This is a genomic window from Paraburkholderia dipogonis, assembly GCF_046027395.1.
Lineage (GTDB): Bacteria > Pseudomonadota > Gammaproteobacteria > Burkholderiales > Burkholderiaceae > Paraburkholderia > Paraburkholderia dipogonis_A.
On record NZ_JAQQEG010000077.1, the window covers coordinates 1 to 19695 of the forward strand.

General features: G+C 63.2%; 20 protein-coding genes. 16 read left to right on the plus strand and 4 right to left on the minus strand.

The genetic code is table 11. The features are described from left to right. Window positions 1-174: 174 nt before the first annotated feature. The 3 genes from PQR32_RS40635 to aqpZ all read right to left on the minus strand — a co-directional run bounded on the left by PQR32_RS40635 (window position 175) and on the right by aqpZ (window position 2350). On the minus strand, window positions 175-471 hold the full coding sequence (locus PQR32_RS40635; RefSeq protein WP_408241099.1) for a PXPV repeat protein: 297 nt from the start codon (window positions 469-471) through the stop codon (window positions 175-177). A gap of 286 nt (window positions 472-757) precedes the next feature. Next, window positions 758-1453: a histidine phosphatase family protein gene (locus PQR32_RS40640; RefSeq protein ID WP_408241102.1), complete on the minus strand. Its 696-nt coding sequence runs from the start codon at window positions 1451-1453 to the stop codon at window positions 758-760. 156 nt (window positions 1454-1609) lie between these two features. Beyond that, on the minus strand, window positions 1610-2350 hold the full coding sequence (aqpZ, locus tag PQR32_RS40645) for an aquaporin Z (protein WP_408241105.1): 741 nt from the start codon (window positions 2348-2350) through the stop codon (window positions 1610-1612). 290 nt (window positions 2351-2640) lie between these two features. Between aqpZ and PQR32_RS40650 the strand changes: the two genes are divergently transcribed. Next, a complete protein-coding gene (locus PQR32_RS40650) occupies window positions 2641-2943 on the plus strand; it encodes an H-NS histone family protein (protein ID WP_007179981.1) in 303 nt (100 codons plus the stop codon). Window positions 2944-3235: 292 nt separating this feature from the next. Here PQR32_RS40650 and PQR32_RS40655 read toward each other — a convergent pair whose 3' ends face one another. Beyond that, window positions 3236-4300 carry a glycosyltransferase family 4 protein gene (locus tag PQR32_RS40655; RefSeq protein WP_408241108.1) on the minus strand — a complete coding sequence of 355 codons (1065 nt, stop codon included), beginning with the start codon at window positions 4298-4300 and terminating at the stop codon, window positions 3236-3238. A 706-nt stretch (window positions 4301-5006) separates the two neighbouring features. Between PQR32_RS40655 and flhD the strand changes: the two genes are divergently transcribed. The 15 genes from flhD to PQR32_RS40730 all read left to right on the plus strand — a co-directional run. Continuing rightward, entirely contained in the window at window positions 5007-5327 is a 321-nt protein-coding gene (gene flhD, locus PQR32_RS40660) for a flagellar transcriptional regulator FlhD (protein WP_013589958.1), read from the plus strand. Between the two features lie 51 nt (window positions 5328-5378). Continuing rightward, complete coding sequence (gene flhC, locus PQR32_RS40665; RefSeq protein ID WP_408241111.1) at window positions 5379-5939, plus strand: flagellar transcriptional regulator FlhC; 561 nt, start codon at window positions 5379-5381, stop codon at window positions 5937-5939. A gap of 214 nt (window positions 5940-6153) precedes the next feature. Next, a complete protein-coding gene (gene motA, locus PQR32_RS40670; RefSeq protein ID WP_006050895.1) occupies window positions 6154-7014 on the plus strand; it encodes a flagellar motor stator protein MotA in 861 nt (286 codons plus the stop codon). A gap of 21 nt (window positions 7015-7035) precedes the next feature. Further along, window positions 7036-8043 (plus strand): flagellar motor protein MotB, encoded by a 1008-nt coding sequence (gene motB, locus PQR32_RS40675; RefSeq protein ID WP_408207157.1) that lies wholly within the window; start codon window positions 7036-7038, stop codon window positions 8041-8043. Between the two features lie 84 nt (window positions 8044-8127). Then, the gene (locus tag PQR32_RS40680; RefSeq protein ID WP_007179975.1) at window positions 8128-8505 is read left to right on the plus strand and encodes a response regulator; all 378 of its coding nucleotides are present in this window, start codon (window positions 8128-8130) and stop codon (window positions 8503-8505) included. An 88-nt stretch (window positions 8506-8593) separates the two neighbouring features. Then, window positions 8594-10903 (plus strand): chemotaxis protein CheA, encoded by a 2310-nt coding sequence (cheA, locus tag PQR32_RS40685; protein ID WP_408241116.1) that lies wholly within the window; start codon window positions 8594-8596, stop codon window positions 10901-10903. A 63-nt stretch (window positions 10904-10966) separates the two neighbouring features. Continuing rightward, window positions 10967-11503, plus strand: a complete 537-nt coding sequence (locus tag PQR32_RS40690; protein ID WP_168795556.1) for a chemotaxis protein CheW — start codon at window positions 10967-10969, stop codon at window positions 11501-11503. A 43-nt stretch (window positions 11504-11546) separates the two neighbouring features. Then, complete coding sequence (locus PQR32_RS40695; RefSeq protein ID WP_408241120.1) at window positions 11547-13409, plus strand: methyl-accepting chemotaxis protein; 1863 nt, start codon at window positions 11547-11549, stop codon at window positions 13407-13409. 204 nt (window positions 13410-13613) lie between these two features. Further along, window positions 13614-14564 carry a CheR family methyltransferase gene (locus tag PQR32_RS40700; RefSeq protein ID WP_408241138.1) on the plus strand — a complete coding sequence of 317 codons (951 nt, stop codon included), beginning with the start codon at window positions 13614-13616 and terminating at the stop codon, window positions 14562-14564. After that, on the plus strand, window positions 14561-15274 hold the full coding sequence (gene cheD, locus PQR32_RS40705) for a chemoreceptor glutamine deamidase CheD (RefSeq protein ID WP_408241123.1): 714 nt from the start codon (window positions 14561-14563) through the stop codon (window positions 15272-15274). The genes PQR32_RS40700 and cheD overlap by 4 nt, the downstream gene beginning before the upstream one ends. A 5-nt stretch (window positions 15275-15279) precedes the next feature. Beyond that, window positions 15280-16368, plus strand: coding sequence for a protein-glutamate methylesterase/protein-glutamine glutaminase (locus tag PQR32_RS40710; RefSeq protein WP_408241126.1), 1089 nt, complete (start codon window positions 15280-15282; stop codon window positions 16366-16368). A gap of 86 nt (window positions 16369-16454) precedes the next feature. Continuing rightward, entirely contained in the window at window positions 16455-16850 is a 396-nt protein-coding gene (gene cheY / locus PQR32_RS40715) for a chemotaxis response regulator CheY (RefSeq protein ID WP_007179968.1), read from the plus strand. A 1-nt stretch (window position 16851) separates the two neighbouring features. Next, window positions 16852-17562, plus strand: coding sequence for a protein phosphatase CheZ (cheZ, locus tag PQR32_RS40720; RefSeq protein ID WP_408241129.1), 711 nt, complete (start codon window positions 16852-16854; stop codon window positions 17560-17562). 289 nt (window positions 17563-17851) lie between these two features. Further along, window positions 17852-18397, plus strand: a complete 546-nt coding sequence (locus tag PQR32_RS40725) for a DUF2844 domain-containing protein (protein WP_408241132.1) — start codon at window positions 17852-17854, stop codon at window positions 18395-18397. Between the two features lie 15 nt (window positions 18398-18412). Further along, window positions 18413-19695 (plus strand): DUF3443 domain-containing protein (locus tag PQR32_RS40730; protein WP_408241135.1); only part of this gene is annotated, 1283 nt, incomplete at its 3' end.

A 19695-nucleotide genomic window follows, 5' to 3' on the forward strand; every position in this document is an offset into this window, starting at 1 on the left:
ACTTTTCGTTTTTTTTTTTTAAAATCACCCGGCCCCGGCCCCATCTTCATGGACGCGGGCCGTTTCTTCGTGCCAGGCTTCTTGTGGTTCGGCAGCTATGGGAGGCGCTGTGCGCCGGCGGTTGCCGAGGTCAACAAGCCGCTTTATTAGCCGCCGAACCGCTGACCAAGAAGATTACCCGTGCCATCCGCCACGGCGGTCGCTATGGTCGCCCCGGTTATCGTGGCCCCAGCCGCGGTCATTGTGGTTCCAGTTGCGATCGTATCGATGGTCGCCACGATCGTAGCGGTGGTCCCAGCCGCCGTTGCCGTAGTAGACCGGCTGCGGCGCCGCGTAGACCGGGGCTGGGCGGGCATAAACCGGTGCGCCGAGCGACAGGCCGATGTTCAGATCCGTATGCGCTTGCGCGACACCGCATGCGCCCGCCGCGAGTCCTGCAGCAACCAGCAAGTGAGTGACGATGCGTTTCATGTTTGTTCTCCTGTGAGGCGACGTATGTTTGTCGCACAGGACCAATCTACGCATTCCCGTCGATGGGTACTGCGACGAGATGTTACGGACTGCAAGCATCGTCGCAGTGTTTGAAAGCTGTCAGCAGGCGTACGTGGATACGCCGCGCGCCGCATGCCGTTCGGTCAAAGCCCCGGTGTGTAGGGATTCGCGGCCCTTTGCTCTGTGGCGGAGCGTGCCCGGCGCCACGCTTTACCCAAATCAGTTGACCGCCTGCGTAATTGCGGCTTACATCTGTATTACCCGATTAATCTGCCGCGCTTGAGGAAGTCGTTGATCCAGCCGCCGCCGACGCGCCTGGCAGCGCCGCGCAAGGGCAGTCGGTCGCGCGTCCATCCAGTCCTTGGCGATCATGTTTGAAGCTGGCGCGCGCGGTGCCGTTTTGCCAGTCGAGGCGAACAACATAAATACTGTCGAAGTCGTCGCTCTTCCAGTTCGGGACATCGGCGGCATTGCCGCCATGCGCGCTCAGCATCTGGCGCAATAGCTTCACGATCAGCTTGTGTTCCCACGCCACGACAATCAGCTTGTTGCGATTGGCCGGATTGACGAGCGCGGTGCCCAGCTGGTCGATCTGAGCGAAACCATAGGGCGTTTGCACCGGCATCTGGAATTGGATGGCGGTCGGCTCGATCGTCGCAAGCGGCCGGATGTAGTAGTAGGGCTTGCCGCCGTCGTCTTTTTGCTGGCCGGGATCGGGGGCGTAGATCGCATCCGGTTTGCCGAACTTGGCCGCGATCACCGCCGGCAAGGCGAGCGCGCGGTTGAGTCCCTGGCAATTGAGTTGCCCGTAGCCTTGGGCGGGTTTCTCGCCGTGCCGCACGAACACGAGCGTTTCCGTCTGGCCGTCAGCCGCATGCGCGGTGGGTAGCGCCAACACACCCGCGCACAAGCCGCCGATGGAAAGTGCGACGCCATGCAGGAGTCCGCGGAAACGCTTCATAGGTGCACCTGTGCGAGCTTGGGAAGTCGCACGATTCTAGCAGCGGGCACGAATAAGCCATCGGCGCGATATCGTCCTGCCCACGATGTCCGCCACAAAACAAAGCGGGCGCCGTAGCGCCCGCTTTGTTTGCCCGAATAACAGCGCGCGCGAGAATCAGTCGAGCGCCAGCTTCTGCGAATTGCCGCTGCGGCTTTCAGCGATGACCGGGTACAACACGCCCGCGATCACTGCGCCGAGGATCGGCGCAACCCAGAACAGCCACAATTGATCCATCGCCGCACCGCCGACGAAGAGCGCCGGCCCGGTGGAACGCGCCGGGTTCACCGACGTGTTGGTCACCGGGATCGAGATCAGGTGGATCAGCGTCAGGCACAGGCCGATGGCGATCGGTGCGAAGCCGGCCGGCGCGCGCTTGTCCGTCGCGCCGAGAATGACGAAGAGGAAGAAGCCGGTCATCACCACTTCGCAAATGAATGCGGCGGCGAGCGAGTAATGGCCCGGCGAGCGCTCGCCATAGCCGTTGCTCGCAAAGCCGCCGGCGACGAGTTCGAAGCCGGGTTTGCCCGACGCGATCAGCGACAGCACCAGCGCCCCCAGCACCGCGCCGATCAGTTGAGCGCCGATGTACGGCAGCAGATCGCGCGCCGGAAAGCGGCCGGCGACGCTCAGACCGACGCTCACCGCCGGATTCAGATGGCAGCCGGAAATGTGGCCGATCGCAAAAGCCATGGTCAGCACGGTCAGGCCGAACGCGAGCGACACGCCCACGAAGCCGATGCCCAGACCATGAACCGGGCCAGCGAAGTTAGCGGCGAGGACAGCGCTGCCGCAGCCCCCGAGCACGAGCCAGAAGGTGCCGAACAACTCGGCAGCGAGGCGTTTTGACAACTGCATGATTGGTAATCCTAAAAAGATTGAGGCTTGCGCTAGCGTGCGCGGCTAAGTCCGTCTGCATGCCTTGAACGCGCAATTCTAGGGAAAGGCCGCCAAATCAGGTGTCAAGAATTGTCAATGTGGTGTCGCCTTTACCTTTTTATTGCGAGATAAAGATACCGTTTTACAATTCACCGGTCTTAATAATTATCAGAGGATATCTTGCTAAATCGGTATTCTTGTCCATTGCGAATTTTTATAATTGCAGTTAGTCTGCGAGCCAATGAGTTCTAGAAAAGGGGAGAACCGGAATGTCTCAATATGCAGACCTCAAGGCGCAGATCGCCAAATTGCAGGCACAAGCAGAAGAAGCGAGGCGTACTGAAATCGACAATGTGGTCGCCGACATCCGCCAAAAGATCGCTGAATACGGTCTGACGGCTCAAGACCTCGGCTTTGCGGTCGCCGCCAAGCGCGGCCGCCCGCCCAAGAAGGCGCCGCTGCCGGCGAAATACCAGGATCCGAAGTCGGGCAATACGTGGAGCGGGCGCGGCAAACCGCCCAAGTGGATCGTCGGTAAGAATCGCGAACGCTTTCTGATTGGCGCCGCTTGAGCCGATGGCCGGTCAAGGCGAAAGCCAACTGAAGGTTTATTGGCACTCGGTCTTTATTGGCTGAGCGCTAATCCGCGATGGAAGCGCATCCATACCCGCATTAAAAAAGCCGCCCTCGAGGGGCGGCTTTTCTGGACAAAGTAGCGGGATAACCTGAAATGACCGCTCGCGCAAACGATTCACACGACGAATTGACTCACTATTGACCTGCAAATCGGAAGCGCTGCACTCGGCGGAATCCGGTACTCAAGCGGCTGAGCGAAAAAAATGCCCGGCCGCTTAAACGCAACGCTTAGCCCACCGCGACTTGACGCAACACCGGGCGGCGCGTGGCTTCGATCAGTTCCGAATAACCATCCACGTAATTCTGGGCCATCGTCTTCGAGCTGAAGCGGCGTTCGAACTGGGCGCGGATTTCGGTGCGCGACAGTTCATCCAGGCGTTGTAGCGCCGCGACCGCGCCTTGCACGTCTTCGACGATGTAACCCGTCACGCCGTGGTCGATCACTTCCGGCACCGAACCGCGGTTGAACGCGATCACCGGCGTCCCGCAAGCCATCGATTCGATCATCACGAGGCCGAACGGCTCCGACCAGTCGATCGGGAACAGCAGCGCCTTGGCGCCGGAAAGAAACTCGGGTTTCTGCGCTTCATTGATCTCGCCGACGAATTCCACATGCGCCTGCGACAGCAGCGGCTCGATTTCGCGCTTGAAGTATTCCTGGTCGACCTTGTCCACCTTGGCGGCGATCTTCAGCGGCAAACCGCTTTGTGCAGCGATCTTGATAGCTGTATCGACGCGCTTCTCGGGACAAATGCGGCCAAGGAACGCCAGGTATTCCGGCTTCTTGTGCGTTTGCGGCGTCAGCAACTGCTCCGGCAAACCGTGGTAAACCGTGTTGAGCCAGTTCGCTTGCGGCAGCGGCGCACGCTGCGAATCGGAAATCGACACCACCGGCACGTTGGAGAACGCATCGAACACCGGTTGCAGTTCCGGCAAGTCGAGGCGGCCGTGCAGCGTCGTCACGAACGGCGTATCCATCGTGGTGAAGAGCGGGAACGGCATGTAGTCGAGGTGGAAGTGCAGCACGTCGAACTCATGCGCGACCTTGCGCACCTTTTCCATCATCAGGACGTGCGGAGCCAGCGCGTCGCGGATCGTCGGGTCTAGACGCAGCGCACGAGGCCAGCAAGCGTCGAGGTTCGCCGAGGTGACCGAGTCGCCGCTCGCAAACAGCGTGACGTCATGGCCGAGGTCGACCAGTGCCTCGGTCAGATACGACACGACGCGTTCGGTGCCACCATAGAGTTTCGGCGGGACAGCTTCATACAACGGCGCAATTTGTGCGATTCGCATGCGTTTTCTCCTAATCAGAACGGCATCGCACAGCGGCGCTCGAGTAGAGCGAGGAGCGAATGCCTGACGGACGGTTGGGCGCGGTAAGCCGCCGCCCGGGGGTGCTCCGAACCTGCATCGGGTAATCCCTTAGCCTTCATTATCGGGATCGGCCGCGCTAATTCGAGTTATTTTTCAAACGCTTAATGTTGTTACAGCGCGAAACATGGCCCGTTACACGTCGTCGGGACAGCCATCCCGATAATCGGGAGATATCGTCGGTCGTATATTCGAACGCTGCGCAGCCACCAGCAAGGCGCGGGCCCGACATGTGGAGAACGGCTCCTACACGAGCCGTGTTGCACAGAAGTGAAAACGTCTTATAATTCTTCCTCACCGCTGCACGGTGCGGACAGGGAGTCAACCAGACTCACCGTTTAGTTCACATCGCTGGCAGCAACCTCATCGAGGCGCATGAAAAGTTCTAGATTGCGTCCATGGGGTTCCATGAAACCCCGCCGAGACCCGCCCTTGTAGGAAAAATTCCTACACGAATGACGGATTAATCCGTCAACCAGGCTGGGTGTCTGTCCGATTTTCGTCCGCTCCCCCTTTCGACACAATGCTCGCAAGACCAGAAGCGAGCCGATTCGTGCGGTTTCAGTGCGCGCGTTCGAGCAAACGTTTCCGTAACGGCCTGACCAGCCAGATACACCCCGGGGGAATCATGAGCGCGACAAGCGATATGCTCAATGAGATCAGAGAAGTTAACCTGTCTTATCTCCTGCTCGCCCAGCGACTGCTGCGCGAAGACAAGCCGATGGGCATGTTTCGCATGGGGATTTCGGACCAGTTAGCCGATGTGCTCGCCAATCTGTCGTTGGCGCAGACCGTCAAGCTGGCGGCGTCCAATCAGGTGTTGTGCCGTTTCCGTTTCGACGACCATGCCGTGCTGTCCGCTCTGGCGGACAAAGGCAAATCCAGCGCCGTGGCCCAGGCGCATTCCGCGATCCTGATGGCAAGCCAGCCAGTCGAGCAACTCGGCTGATGGCAAGTTGTAATTCAAATAAAGCGATCTGGACGGGGAAAACGCAAACGGATGGCCTATAAGAGTGTTGTGCTCGAAGTCAGGGAAATTACCCTGGCGATCGAACTGATCGAGCTTGGCGCGCGTTTGCAATTGCTGGAAGCGGAAACCAGCCTGTCGCGCGACCGACTCATCAAGCTATATAAAGAACTGAAAGGGGTTTCGCCGCCCAAGGGCATGTTGCCGTTTTCGACCGACTGGTTCATGACCTGGCAGCCGAACTTTCACTCCTCGCTGTTCTACAACATCTACCGTTTCATGGCCGGCCATGGCGGCTGCCTGACGATCCAGTCGATCGTGAAGAGCTACCGGCTCTACCTGGAACACGTCCAGTTGCACGACGACGAGCCTGTGCTCAGTCTCACGCGCGCCTGGACGCTGGTGCGCTTTTTCGACTCCGGGATGCTGCAAATGACCACCTGTTGCCGCTGCGGGGGACATTTTGTCGCGCATGCGCACGATCCGCAGCACGCGTTCGTCTGCGGCCTGTGCCAGCCGCCCTCGCGTGCCGGTAAGACAAAGAAATTCGCCGACGCCCGGGCCCGCGAGAGCCTCGCCGCTCTCGAAGCCTGACCCACAAGGCGGCCGCCGCCGCGCGAACCGCCTTCCACCTCCCGTGCGGCGGGGCTTCCAGCCCGCCCGCGCGACACCCGGTGCCGCCGGACCGGCCGCATCCGCCTCTGGTTTACACCGGAGCGACGAGCCGCTTTTCCGCCAAAGTTTTCCGCTTCGTTGCCGTAAACCAGATTAACGACGGTCACCGTCGCTTCTTTGTGAGGGCTCGGCAGTGCTGATTTTCGTGGGAACACTCGTGACGCTTTTGTCCGTTTTCGGCGGTTACGCGCTGGAAGGCGGCCATCTCGGCGCGCTGCTGCAGCCCGTTGAAGTGCTGATGATCGTCGGCGCCGGCGTCGGCGCGTTCATTCTGGGTAACGGAATGAAGACGATCAAGGCCACGCTGCGCGTCATTCCAACCCTGTTCAAGGGCGCGAAGTACAACAAGGACGTCTATATGGAGCTGATGGCGCTCCTCTACGTCCTGCTGGCGAAGGCGCGCAAGGAAGGCACGCTGACGCTGGAAGCGGACATCGACGATCCGTCGAAGAGTCCGATCTTCACCCAGTATCCGAAGATTCTCGCGGACCATCACATCATCGAATTCCTGACCGACTACCTGCGTCTGATGGTGGGCGGCAACATGAATGCGTTCGAGATCGAAAGCCTGATGGACGAGGAGATCGAGACGCATCACCAGGAAGGCGAGGCGCCCGCGCATGCGCTGAACAAGGTCGGCGACGCGATGCCGGCGTTCGGGATCGTGGCCGCTGTGATGGGCGTGGTGCACACCATGGCTTCCGCCGACAAGCCGCCCGCGGTGCTCGGCGAGATGATCGCCCAGGCGCTGGTCGGCACCTTCCTCGGGATTCTGCTTTCGTACGGGCTGATCGGACCGCTCGCGAGCGTCGCCGAACAGCGTGTGACCGAGTCCACCAAGATGTTCCAGTGCATCAAGGTGACGATTCTGGCCAGCCTGAACGGTTACGCGCCGGCGATTGCCGTCGAGTTCGGCCGCAAGGTGCTCTTCTCGACCGAGCGCCCGTCGTTCGCCGAGCTGGAAGAGCACGTGCGCCGCGTCAAGGCCAAGTAAAGAGCGCCGGGAACCGAACCGATGAGCAAGGACAAAGACCGCGCCATTGTCGTCAAGCGCTCCGCGCCGGCCAAGAAAGGCCACCACGGCGGTGCCTGGAAGCTCGCGTATGCGGACTTCATGACCGCGATGATGGCGTTCTTCCTGCTGATGTGGCTGCTGAGTTCGGCCTCCACGGTGCAGTTGAAGGGCATTGCCGATTACTTCAACCAGCCGTTGAAGATCACGCTGTGGGGCGGTGACCGCAGCGCCGAGGACTCGAGCATTCTGAAGGGCGGCGGCCGCGATATCTCGACCGACGCGCAGGGCGTGACGCGCTCCACCGACGGTTCGAACAACCGCTCCGAGCGCAGCGTCTCGCACAACAACGAAGACTCGATGAAGCAGTTGCAGGGCGAGCTGGAGCGTCGCGAGCAGGTCCGCCTGCACGATCTGCAGGTCAAGCTGATGGCCGCGATCGAAGCGAATCCGGTGCTGCGCCAGTTCAAGCAGCAGATCCGCATCGACTCGACGCTGACCGGCTTGCGCATCGAAATCGTCGACTCGCAGAAGCGGCCCATGTTCGCGACCGCGAAAGACCAGGTCGAGCCGTACATGCGCGACATTCTGCGCGAAATCGGCCACACGCTGAACGACGTGCCGAACCGCATCATCGTGCAAGGCCACACCGACGCCGCGCAGTACGCCGGCGGCGAGAAGGGCTACAGCAACTGGGAACTGTCCGCGGACCGCGCCAATGCATCGCGCCGCGAGCTGATCGGCGGCGGCATGGACGAGGCGAAGGTGATGCGCGTGCTCGGCCTCGCGTCGACGCAGAACCTGAACAAGGCGGACCCGATGGATCCGGAGAACCGCCGCATCAGCATCATCGTCTTGAACAAGAAGTCGGAGGAGGCGCTGAACCATGACGACTCCACCACGACCACCTTATCGGACGACGCAGCCGGCTCCAAGCCGTTGCTGCAAAAGCTTGCGCAGCCGGTAACGGTTGCACCGAAGTTGCCGGCGGCAGCGCCGGCGGCCCAGTAACAGACAGCGATCGCCTCGCTCGTTCACGCGCCGTACTGGCGCGGACGGCAGGGCGATCCATAGCGTACGTGCAGCGAGGTTTTCATGATCAGGCACATCCTGGCAATCGACGATTCGGCATCGATGCGGCAGATTCTCGCCGCCACGTTGACGACGGCCGGCTACGAGGTGACGCTCGCGGCGGACGGCAACGAAGGGCTCGAAAACGCGCTCGCCATGTCGTTCGACCTCGTGCTGACGGACCAGTACATGCCGGGCAAGACCGGCCTCGATCTGATCGCCGCGCTGCGCAACAACCCGGCTTACCAGGCCACGCCCATCCTCGTCCTCACGACGGAATCGGGCGAGCCGTTCAAGGAAGCGGCACGGGCCGCGGGCGCGACCGGCTGGATCGAAAAGCCGCTCGACCCGGACATGCTGACCGAACTGGTGGCGGCGTTAGCCGAGCCAGATCACGCGTAAGCACCCTCCATAGACCCAGTTATAGAAGCTCTCGACGCGGCGGCACGGCAGCCCAAGCCAAGACAGGAACTCTCGCGGTGACCCAGGCATGACACTCGACATCACTCAGTTCTATCAGACGTTTTTCGACGAAGCGGACGAACTGCTCGCGCAGATGGAGCAGTTGCTGCTCAATCTGGATATCGCCCACCCGGACCCCGAAGACCTCGCGGCAATTTTCCGCGCGGCGCACTCGATCAAGGGCGGCGCGGCAACGTTCGGCTTTACCGCGCTGACGGAAACGACCCACATTCTCGAATCGCTGCTCGACCGCGCGCGCAATAACGAACTCGTGCTGCGCAAGGACATGATCGACACGTTCCTCGAAACCAAGGACGTGTTGTCCGGCCAGCTCGCCGATTACCGCGCGAGCGCCGAGCCGGACGCGGCCACCGCGAAGGCGATCTGCGCGAAGCTCGAACGCCTGAATGCGGAGAGCCGCGACGGCGTCGCGCCGGCACCGGCTACGGCGCCCATCGCCGCGAGCCCAGCACCAGTTGCAACACAGGCAGTTCAAGGCGGTACCCCGCCGGAGCACGTCGTCGAACAGGCGGTGCAGGCGGCGGGTGAATGGATTGACGGCGAACCGGCACAGACCGGGCAAGCCGCGGGTGCCGGTGATGTCGGAGGCAACGACAGCGCCGGTCCCCATCTGAAAATTACGCTACGGGGCGTTGGTGAGAAGGACCAGGAACTGCTGGCCGAAGAGCTCGGCAACCTGGGCAACATCGTCGGGCAGGTCAAGAGCGGCGGCGATCTGACGCTGTGGCTCGCGACCGATGTGACCTCCGACGACATCATCGCCGTGTGCTGTTTCGTGATCGACGAAAGTCAGATCGTGATCGGCCGCGGCACCGCACCGGCGGACGACACGCAGCAAGGCGAACCTGGAACGCCCGACGCTGCCGATTCGTCCCCGGCGCAAGCAGTACAGGCAACTCAAGCAGGGCACGCAGCATCGTCGGCACCGGCGGCCGACATCGCTGCACTCACTTCCACGGCCACGCACGGCCTGTTCGACGCACCGGCCGCAACCGCGCCGGCTGTGGCTCAATCCGCGGCGCAACCCGCGGCAGCGACGGGCGCACCGGCGCCGGCTCAGGCCAGCGCAGCCGCACCCGCCGAGCAGGACCGCAAGGCGGCACGTCCGGCTGCGGCGGCAGGTGGCGCGGAAGGCAGCTCGATTCGCGTCGGCGTCGAAAAGGTCGATCAGCTGATCAACCTGGTCGGCGAACTGGTGATCACGCAAGCCATGCTCGCGGAAACCACCAGCACGTTCGACCCGGCGCTGCACGATCGCCTCTTCAACGGCATGGCGCAGCTCGAGCGCAACGCGCGCGATCTGCAGGAAGCGGTGATGTCGATCCGCATGATGCCGATGGATTACGTGTTCAGCCGCTTCCCGCGTCTGGTGCGCGATCTGGCGGCGAAACTCGGCAAGGAAGTGGAACTCGTCACCTTCGGGCAAGCGACCGAACTCGACAAGAGCCTCATCGAACGGATCATCGATCCGTTGACTCACCTCGTGCGCAACAGTCTCGACCACGGCATCGAAACCGTGGAAGCGCGGCGCGCGGCGGGCAAGGATTCGACCGGGCAACTGGTGCTGTCGGCGGCGCATCACGGCGGCAACATCGTCATTGAAGTGAGCGACGACGGCGCGGGCCTGCGCCGCGACAAGATTCTGGCGAAGGCGGCCAAGCAGGGCATGCAGGTCAGCGAAACCATGTCCGACGAAGAAGTCTGGAACCTGATCTTCCTGCCGGGCTTCTCGACGGCGGAGCAGGTCACCGACGTGTCGGGCCGCGGCGTCGGCATGGACGTGGTGAAGCGGAACATCCAGTCGATGGGTGGTCACGTGGAAATCACTTCGCATGCCGGCAAGGGCAGCACCACGCGCATCGTGCTGCCGCTCACGCTGGCGATTCTCGACGGCATGTCGGTCAAGGTCGGCAACGAGATCTTCATTCTGCCGCTGAACTTCGTGATGGAGTCCCTGCAGCCGCGAGCCGAGGACATCTACACGGTGGCCAACGGCGAGCGCGTGGTGCGGGTGCGCGGTGAATATCTGCCGCTCGTGGCGTTGCACGAAGTGTTCAACGTCGAAGGGGCGAAGCAGGAACCGACCCAAGGCATCGTCACCATCATGCAAACCGAGGGGCGCCGCTTTGCGATGCTGATCGACGAGCTGGTGGGCCAGCAGCAGGTGGTCGTGAAGAACCTGGAAACGAACTACCGCAAGGTGCACGGCATTTCCGCCGCGACCATTCTCGGCGACGGCAGCGTCGCGCTGATCGTCGACGTGGCGGCGCTGAACCGCGAGACGCGCCACGCGCATGGCGCGCTGAGCCTCGCATGATGTCCGTCAAATTCGTCGTAACAGTTACTCAACTCAATTCATCCCAACCGTTTGGGGGCTAACGTGGCAGAAGTCCAATCCATCAATTCGAGCGTCGCAAACGCGAGCGGTACGAATGGCCGCCGCGATGCGCAGCAGGCAGACGCCGGCGGTCAGGAATTCCTCGTCTTCACGCTCGGCGCCGAAGAGTACGGCATCGACATTCTCAAGGTGCAGGAAATCCGCGGCTACGACAACGTGACGCGTATCGCCAATGCGCCCGAGTTCATCAAGGGCGTGATCAATCTGCGCGGCATCATCGTGCCGATCGTCGACATGCGCATCAAGTTTCATCTGGGCCGAGTCGAGTACGACCATCAGACGGTCGTGATCATCCTGAACGTCGCGCATCGCGTGGTCGGGATGGTGGTCGATGGCGTGTCGGACGTGCTGACGCTCGCCACCGACCAGATCATGCCGGCGCCGGAATTCGGCGCCACGCTGACGACCGAGTACCTCACGGGTCTGGGCACCGTCGACGGCCGCATGCTGATCCTGATGGACATCGAGAAGCTCATGACCAGCCGCGAAATGGCGCTGATCGAAACGCTCGGCGCCTAACGTCGGCAGCCTTCACGAAACGATTGGGACAGGGAGCATCGAAATGCTGAGCAGGTGGTCGATTCGCACGTCGTTGACGATGGTGGGGATCATTCTGGTCGCGCTGACCGTGGTGGTCGGCGTACTTGGGCTGACCGCGCTGAATGGCGCGAGCCAGTCGCTCGACCGCATTGCGCGCGGCGATCTGGTCGCCATCCATGCACTCGACGATGCCTCGGCGTACCTGCTGCGCTCGCGCGTGTCGCTGGACCGCTTCAATGCGTTGAGCGCGTCGGGCGACACGGAGCAGGCGAAGAAGGTACTCGATCGTGCGCAGGAGTTGTACGGCAAGGGCAATCAAAGCTGGCAGGCGTATCTCGACGCGCCCAAGAACGGCGTGGAGCAGGCGCAGCTCGACGAACTGCTGGCGCGCCGCACGGCGGTGATGCGTGACGGCCTGGAGCCGGAGTTCGCCGCGCTGCGCGCGAATGATCTCACCGCCTATCACGCGATCGCGGATACGAAGATCAGCCCGATGTTCGTGTCTTACGACAACGCGGCGTCGGCGGTCATCAAGAGCTTGCAGCAGCAGGCCGTGGATCAGCAGGCGAGCGCGCAATCGAACATCTCGCTGATGACGACACTGATCATCGCCGTGACCGTGCTCGCGCTGCTGGTCGTAGTGGGCATCCGCTTCGCGCTGCGCGGCCTGATCGTGCAGCCGCTCGCCGACGCGACGGCGTGCTTCGAACGCATCGCCGCGGGCGATCTGTCCGAGTCGATCAACGTCTTCAGCCGCAATGAAATCGGGCGACTGTTCGCCGGCATCAAGCGCATGCAGGACAGCATGTCGACGATGGTGAGGGCGGTCCACAGCAGCACGGAATCGATCGACACCGGCGCGCGCGAAATCGCGATGGGCAACACCGACCTGTCGCAGCGCACCGAACAGCAGGCGGCCTCGCTGCAGGAAACCGCGTCGAGCATGGAGCAGTTGACCGGCACCGTGCGGCAGAACGCCGAGAACGCGCGTCAGGCGAGCCAGCTGGCCGTCAACGCATCCGACATCGCCACGCGCGGCGGCGACGTGGTGAGCCAGGTCGTCACGACCATGCAGGACATCGCGAGCAGTTCGAACAAGGTCGTCGATATCATCGGCGTAATCGAAGGGATTGCCTTCCAGACCAATATTCTCGCGCTGAACGCGGCGGTCGAAGCCGCGCGCGCCGGCGAACAGGGCCGCGGCTTCGCGGTGGTGGCGGGCGAAGTGCGCAGCCTCGCGCAGCGCAGCGCGAGCGCCGCGAAGGAAATCAAGGAACTGATCGGCGATTCGGTCGACAAGGTGCAAAGCGGCTCGGCGCTGGTCGGCCGCGCGGGCACCACGATGGACGAGATCGTGCAGGCCGTGCGCCGTGTGACCGACATCATGGGCGAAATCAGCGCGGCGTCCGAAGAGCAGTCGGGCGGCATTGAACAGGTGAATCGCGCGGTCGTGCAGATGGACGAAGTCACGCAGCAGAACGCCGCGCTGGTCGAACAGGCGGCGGCCGCTGCGGCCTCGCTCGAAGATCAGACGCGCCAGTTGCAGGCGGTGGTGAATGGCTGGAAAGTGGCCGGCGGCGCGGCGCACAGCAGCGCGGCGGCAACGCGCCCGCAATCGGCTGCTTCCCGTGTGAGCAGCGGTAAGAACAAACCGGTCGCCAAGGCCGCCGTGCCGCAGAAGTCGACGAACGGCGCACCGCGAGCGGCGGCAAGCGTGGCAGCAACGAACACGGCACCGGTGTCGGCCAATCATGATGCAGGCGCAGCGCGCGTCGAACCGGCTCTGAAGCCGAAGACGGCCCGCACAGCATCCGAATCCGCAGCACGTCCGGCCGCCGTAAGCGCGGCCACGACAGGCCCGGACGCGGACTGGGAAACATTCTAGGAAGTGGCACAGAGACATGCAGTCATTCGGCATCTCGCTCCATGAGGGGCGAATCATCGAAGCACGCTTTATCAGCGTGTCGCGGGCCGACTGCGTGTTGGCAGAACTCGCGGGCGGGCGCGACCCCGCGAACACAATCCCTTCTTCTCAAGGTCATTCCTTGGAGGGAATGCGGGATGGCTCGTATCGCAGGCAGGAACACTCATAATGGCAACGCGCGCACAGCAACGTCCGGACCGGCCGGAGCCGGTTAGATCCGGCGAACAGGCACGGGATTTCGAATTCACGTCGGCGGACTTCGCTCGCATTCGCGAACTGATTCACCGCAGCGCGGGCATTTCGCTGTCGGATCACAAGCGCGACATGGCGTACAGCCGTCTGGCGCGCCGTCTGCGGGCCCGCGGGCTCGACACCTTCAAGCAGTATCTCGATCTACTCGAAGCGGAAAACGATCCGGCCGAGTGGGAAGCGTTCACCAATGCGCTGACCACCAATTTGACGGCGTTTTTCCGCGAGGCGCATCACTTTCCGATCCTCGCCGAGTTCGTGCCGCGCCGCTCGCAGCCGGTTTCGGTATGGTGCTCGGCGGCGTCGACCGGTGAAGAGCCGTACTCGATCGCGATGACACTGATCGAAGCGCTCGGCGACAGCGGCGCGCGTCAGGCCTCGGTGCTCGCCACCGACATCGATACGCAAGTGCTCGCCAAGGCCGAAGCCGGCATGTACCAGTTCGATCAGGTGAAGCACCTTTCGCCCGAGCGGCTCAAGCGCTTCTTCCTGAAGGGCACCGGCGCGCATGCGGGTATGGTCAAGGTGCGCCCCGAAGTGCGCGCGCTGGTGCGCTTCGAGCAACTGAACCTCACGGACCGCGATTACCAGTTGCGCTCGCAGTTCGACGCGATCTTCTGCCGCAACGTGATGATCTATTTCGATAAGCCGACGCAAGCACAAGTGCTCGCGCGCTTCGAGCCGCTGATGAAGTCGGGCGGCCTGTTGTTCGCCGGCCACTCGGAGAACTTCACGTATGTCACGCAGGCATTCAAGTTGCGCGGCCAGACCGTCTACGAGCTGACGCGTGACGCGACCGGCGTGCGTACGCCGGCGCGCGCGACGGCCACGGCGGCGCATCACACGACGAACGGGGTGACGGTATGAGCAGCGCCCTGCCGATCGCTACCAATCTGTATTTCGACAACCACTTCCAGCGCCCCGGCGTGAAGCTGTTGCCGAACGAGTTTTACACCACGCACGAAGACATGGTGCTGGTCACCGTGCTGGGTTCGTGTGTCGCGGCCTGTATCCAGGACCGCACGGCGGGTATCGGCGGCATGAATCACTTCATGCTGCCCGACGACGGCGCGGATGTCGCGCAGGCCGCATCGGATTCGATGCGCTACGGCGCCTACGCGATGGAAGTGCTGATCAACGAACTGATCAAGGCCGGCGGCCGGCGCGAGCGCCTCGAAGCGAAGGTGTTCGGCGGCGGCGCGGTGCTCGCCGGCATGACGACGATGAACATCGGCGACCGCAATTCGGAGTTCGTGCGGCGCTATCTGGCGCTGGAAAAGATCCGTATCGTCGCCGAGGACTTGCAGGGCTCGCATCCGCGCAAGGTGGCGTTCATGCCGCGCACGGGCCAGGTGATGGTGAAGAAGTTGCGCCTGCAGCAGGAAGCGGGCGTAGCCGAGCGCGAACAGGCGCTGATGCGGCAAAGCGCCGAAGCGCGCGCCGAGCGGCTCGCCGCGGCGCGCAAGCGGGTGGAACTGTTTTCGACGCCTGCCGCCGGCCGCCCGAAGATCGAGCTGTTCGGCGCAGGCCCGCGCCCGATTAATTCAAACAACGCCAGAACTACAGAGGAGGCGTGAGCGCTGTGCAAAAGATCAAAGTACTGTGCGTCGACGATTCGGCGCTGATCCGCAGCCTGATGACGGAAATCATCAACGGCCAGCCGGACATGACGGTGGTGGCGACCGCACCCGACCCGCTGGTCGCGCGCGAACTCATCAAGCAGCACAATCCCGACGTCCTGACGCTCGACGTCGAAATGCCGCGCATGGATGGCCTCGACTTCCTCGAGAAGCTGATGCGTCTGCGGCCGATGCCGGTCGTGATGGTGTCGTCGCTGACCGAGCGCGGCAATGAAATCACGCTGCGCGCGCTGGAACTCGGTGCGGTCGACTTCGTCACCAAGCCGAAGGTCGGCATTCGCGACGGCATGCTCGACTACTCGGAAAAGCTCGCTGACAAGATTCGCGCCGCCGCGCGCGCACGCGTGCGTCAGGCCGCGCCTGCGCAGCACGCGGCCTCTCATGCCGCGCAGGCGCCGGTCGGCGCCGCGCCGCTCTTCAACAATCCGCTGCTCAGTACTGAGAAGCTGATCATCGTCGGCGCGTCGACCGGCGGCACGGAAGCGATCCGCGAAGTGCTGGTGCCGCTGCCGCCGGATGCGCCCGCGGTGCTGATCGCGCAGCATATGCCGCCGGGTTTCACAAAATCTTTTGCACAACGCCTCAATGGTTTGTGCCGGATTACCGTTAAAGAGGCAGAGCACGGCGAACGCGTGCTGCCGGGGCATGCGTATATCGCGCCCGGCCACGCTCATCTGTTGCTTGCCCGCAGTGGCGCGAACTATATTGCTCACCTGTCGGACGAGCCGCCGGTGAACCGGCATCGCCCGTCGGTGGATGTGCTGTTCCGTTCGGCCGCGCAGCATGCGGGCAAGAACGCGGTTGGGGTGATTCTGACCGGGATGGGGCGCGACGGCGCCGCCGGACTGCTGGACATGAAAAAGGCGGGGGCTTACACCCTCGCGCAGGACGAAGCGAGCTGTATCGTGTTCGGCATGCCGCGTGAAGCGATTGCACTCGGCGCGGCGGACGAGATCGCGGCGTTGCCGGAAATGAGCCGACGCGTGATGGCGCGTCTCTCGGCAATGGGCGACCGCGTTCAGCGGGTATGATGCGGGCCGGTAGGATTTGAGGCGTTAGTTTGAGGCGCGAGTTGAGCGGTCAGGCGCCGCACCATGGATCAAGCAAAGGGAATGAAATGGATAAGGGAATGAAGATTCTGGTTGTTGACGACTTTCCGACGATGCGCCGGATCGTCCGCAACCTCCTGAAGGAACTCGGCTACTCGAACGTCGACGAGGCGGAAGACGGTCAGGCCGGTCTCGCGCGTTTGCGTGGCGGCACGTATGACTTCGTGATCTCCGACTGGAACATGCCGAACCTCGACGGTCTGGCCATGCTCAAGGAAATCCGCGCGGACGCCAACCTCACGCACCTGCCGGTGCTGATGGTGACGGCCGAATCGAAGAAGGAAAACATCATCGCGGCGGCCCAGGCTGGCGCGAGCGGTTATGTCGTCAAGCCGTTCACGGCCGCGACGCTCGACGAGAAGCTCAACAAGATTCTCGAGAAGATGGCCAAAGCCGGGAGCTGATGTGAATCTGCCGACCAACGCGCAAGACGCCGAAGCGGTCAACGAGAGCGGCGACTTCGCGTCAGACCGCATCCTCGCCCGCATTGGACAATTGACGCGCACGCTGCGCGACTCGATGCGCGAGCTCGGGCTCGACAAGCATGTCGAGCGTGCGGCGGAAGCCGTGCCCGATGCCCGCGACCGTCTGAAGTACATCGCGAATATGACGGAGCAGGCCGCCGAGCGCGTCCTGTCCGCGATCGACATCGCCAAGCCGATCCAGGAGCAGTTGCAGAAAGACGCGGGCGAGCTCGACGCGCGTTGGGAGCAGTGGTATGCAGCGCCGATCGAGCGCGAGGAAGTGCGCGCGTTGATGAACGACACGCGGACCTTCCTGCGCGGTGTGCCCGACGCGACCAGCGCGACCAACTCGCAGCTGATGGAGATCATGCTGGCGCAGGACTTCCAGGATCTGACCGGTCAGGTCATCAAGAAGATCACGGACGTCGTGTACCTGATCGAGCAGCAGTTGCTCGGCGTGCTGGTCGAGAACATCGCGCTCGAACGGCGCGAGCAGTTCGCGGCGAACGCGGCGGCGCTGGCGGCCGAAGTCTCGCCGACCGGCAGCCCCGAACATCTGCTGAACGGTCCGCAGATCAATCCGGAAGGCAAAACGGATGTGGTGCAGGATCAGTCCCAAGTCGACGATCTGCTGGCAAGCCTCGGCTTCTGACCTGCCGGGGTCATAGCACGTCGCGGCGGCCCGCCGGGGGCGCGCCAGACCGAACCAGCACGCATAGCAAGCCGCGCGCCCGCGCCGGCTTGCTGTCTACCGACACAAACCACAGGCATACTACGAGCTCAAGCAGCGGCACGGCGCTCCGGTGAGTACACACGCCGGTCGGTGGCACGATGGGGAAAAACCCTCCGCAGTGCAACCGCAGCGGTGCCGTATGATCTGCATACATGCAGCCGGTTTGCACAACGTGCGAATCGAGCAGCAGCTCGGGAGGAGCCTCGTCATGTGGAGTCGTGTACGCCGCGCCGGGATCGTTACGGCGCTTGCCTTGCCATGTTCGCTCATCGTCGTGCAGTCCGCTCATGCCGGACTGGGCGGCGCCCCCATGACGCCGCCCACGGGCTCGTCAGTCTCAACTCGTACCATCCAGCCAGGCAGCAGCGCCGCCAATGCGGCGCAGGGCGTGATGCGCTCAGCGTCCAACGCCGCGTCGTCCACTTCCACTTCCGCGTCCTACACCGTGCGTGAGACGGCGCTCGGCAACGGCACCGTGGTCCGCGAATATCTCGCCGCGAACGGCTCCGTCTTCGGCATTGCATGGCGCGGCCCGCAAATGCCGGATCTGAACGATCTGCTCGGCAGCTATTTCCCGCAGTACGTGGCCGGCGTGAAGGCCGTGCGCGCGGCGCGCGGCGGCGGCCACGGCCCTGTCTCGGTCGACCAGAGCGGCCTCGTGGTGCGCTCCGGCGGCCATATGGGCGCGTTCAATGGCCAGGCGTGGCTGCCTTCGGCGCTGCCCGCCGGCGTCAGCGGTTCAGACATCCAGTAATAGCGAGGACGAAACATGCGAACCAAGCATATTGCTGTGAAGCTCAAGGGCTGGATGCAGGCCGTCGCGGCCTTGGCGTTGGCGTCGGCGCTCGTCGCATGCGGCGGCGGTGGCGGTTCCAATAACGATTCGTCGAATGCGCTGAACGGCGGTTCGCTGCCGGCCAGCCCGACCCAGCAGCCGATCGCCGCGAACGCAGCGAACACCGTGGCCATCACGGTCGGCCGGGGCGTGAACGGCGTCGTCAATATCCCGACGGTCAGCGTGACGGTGTGCGCGCCCGGCTCGACTTCAAATTGTCAGACTATTAACAATATCCAGGTCGATACGGGTTCGTATGGGCTGCGCGTGGTCAGCTCGGCCTTCAACGCCTCGTTGCTCAATGCGTTGCCGGTGAGCACCGTCGGCGGCGCGCAACTCGCCGAGTGCGCGACCTTCGCGGATGGCTTCACGTGGGGCACGGTGCGCACCGCGACCATCGCGATCGGCGGCGAGAGAACGACGGCGGCGATTCCAATGCAGATCATCGGCGACAAGGACCCGAGCACGGTGCCGACGAGCAGTTGCGGCAACGGCTCGGACGAAAACACCGTCAGCGATCTCGGCGCCAACGGCATTCTCGGCATCGGCACGTCGCCCACCGATTGCGGGGCGACCTGCGCCGATGCGGGGACGGCGGCCAACTTCAGCAATTACTTCGTCTGTCCGGCCGGCGCGTCGTGCGCCCGCACGGCGGTGCAGCTCGCGCAGCAGGTGGCTAATCCGGTCCCGTCCTTCCCGGTCGACAACAACGGCGTGATCGTGCAGATGCCGCCGGTGTCGAATACCGGCGCGTCGTCGGCCACCGGCACACTGGTGTTCGGTGTCGGCACCCAGTCGAACAATGCGCTCACCGGGGTCCAGCGCTTTACCACCGACGCCTTCGGCGACCTGGACAACAGCGTGTTCAACGGCACGACGGTGCAAGCCTTCCTCGATTCGGGCTCGAACGCCTACTTCTTTGGCGATAGCTCCCTCGCGCAGTGCGGCAGCAACTTTGCGGGCTTTTACTGCCCGTCGTCGGCGCAAACGCGGACGCTGACGCTGGTCGGGCTGAACAACACCCAGGCGAGCGCCAGCATCGGCATCCTGAGTGCGGCGACGCTCTTCGGCAACGGCGGCAACTACGCGTTCAATGACCTGGCAGGGCAGATCGGCGGCAACAGCAGCTTCGATCTGGGCTTGCCGTTCTTCTATGGCCGCCACGTGTACTACGGCATCGATCAGACCGCGAGCGGCGGTCAAGCGCCCTTCGTGGC

What these genes read in the sequence shown, in the direction of transcription:
- PQR32_RS40635 (WP_408241099.1), bottom strand. Translation starts at nt 471, where the DNA reads ATGAAACGCATCGTCACTCACTTGCTGGTTGCTGCAGGACTCGCGGCG.
- PQR32_RS40640 (WP_408241102.1), bottom strand. Translation starts at nt 1,453, where the DNA reads ATGAAGCGTTTCCGCGGACTCCTGCATGGCGTCGCACTTTCCATCGGC.
- aqpZ (WP_408241105.1), bottom strand. Translation starts at nt 2,350, where the DNA reads ATGCAGTTGTCAAAACGCCTCGCTGCCGAGTTGTTCGGCACCTTCTGG.
- PQR32_RS40650 (WP_007179981.1), top strand. Translation starts at nt 2,641, where the DNA reads ATGTCTCAATATGCAGACCTCAAGGCGCAGATCGCCAAATTGCAGGCA.
- PQR32_RS40655 (WP_408241108.1), bottom strand. Translation starts at nt 4,300, where the DNA reads ATGCGAATCGCACAAATTGCGCCGTTGTATGAAGCTGTCCCGCCGAAA.
- flhD (WP_013589958.1), top strand. Translation starts at nt 5,007, where the DNA reads ATGAGCGCGACAAGCGATATGCTCAATGAGATCAGAGAAGTTAACCTG.
- flhC (WP_408241111.1), top strand. Translation starts at nt 5,379, where the DNA reads ATGGCCTATAAGAGTGTTGTGCTCGAAGTCAGGGAAATTACCCTGGCG.
- motB (WP_408207157.1), top strand. Translation starts at nt 7,036, where the DNA reads ATGAGCAAGGACAAAGACCGCGCCATTGTCGTCAAGCGCTCCGCGCCG.
- PQR32_RS40680 (WP_007179975.1), top strand. Translation starts at nt 8,128, where the DNA reads ATGATCAGGCACATCCTGGCAATCGACGATTCGGCATCGATGCGGCAG.
- cheA (WP_408241116.1), top strand. Translation starts at nt 8,594, where the DNA reads ATGACACTCGACATCACTCAGTTCTATCAGACGTTTTTCGACGAAGCG.
- PQR32_RS40695 (WP_408241120.1), top strand. Translation starts at nt 11,547, where the DNA reads ATGCTGAGCAGGTGGTCGATTCGCACGTCGTTGACGATGGTGGGGATC.
- cheD (WP_408241123.1), top strand. Translation starts at nt 14,561, where the DNA reads ATGAGCAGCGCCCTGCCGATCGCTACCAATCTGTATTTCGACAACCAC.
- cheY (WP_007179968.1), top strand. Translation starts at nt 16,455, where the DNA reads ATGGATAAGGGAATGAAGATTCTGGTTGTTGACGACTTTCCGACGATG.
- PQR32_RS40725 (WP_408241132.1), top strand. Translation starts at nt 17,852, where the DNA reads ATGTGGAGTCGTGTACGCCGCGCCGGGATCGTTACGGCGCTTGCCTTG.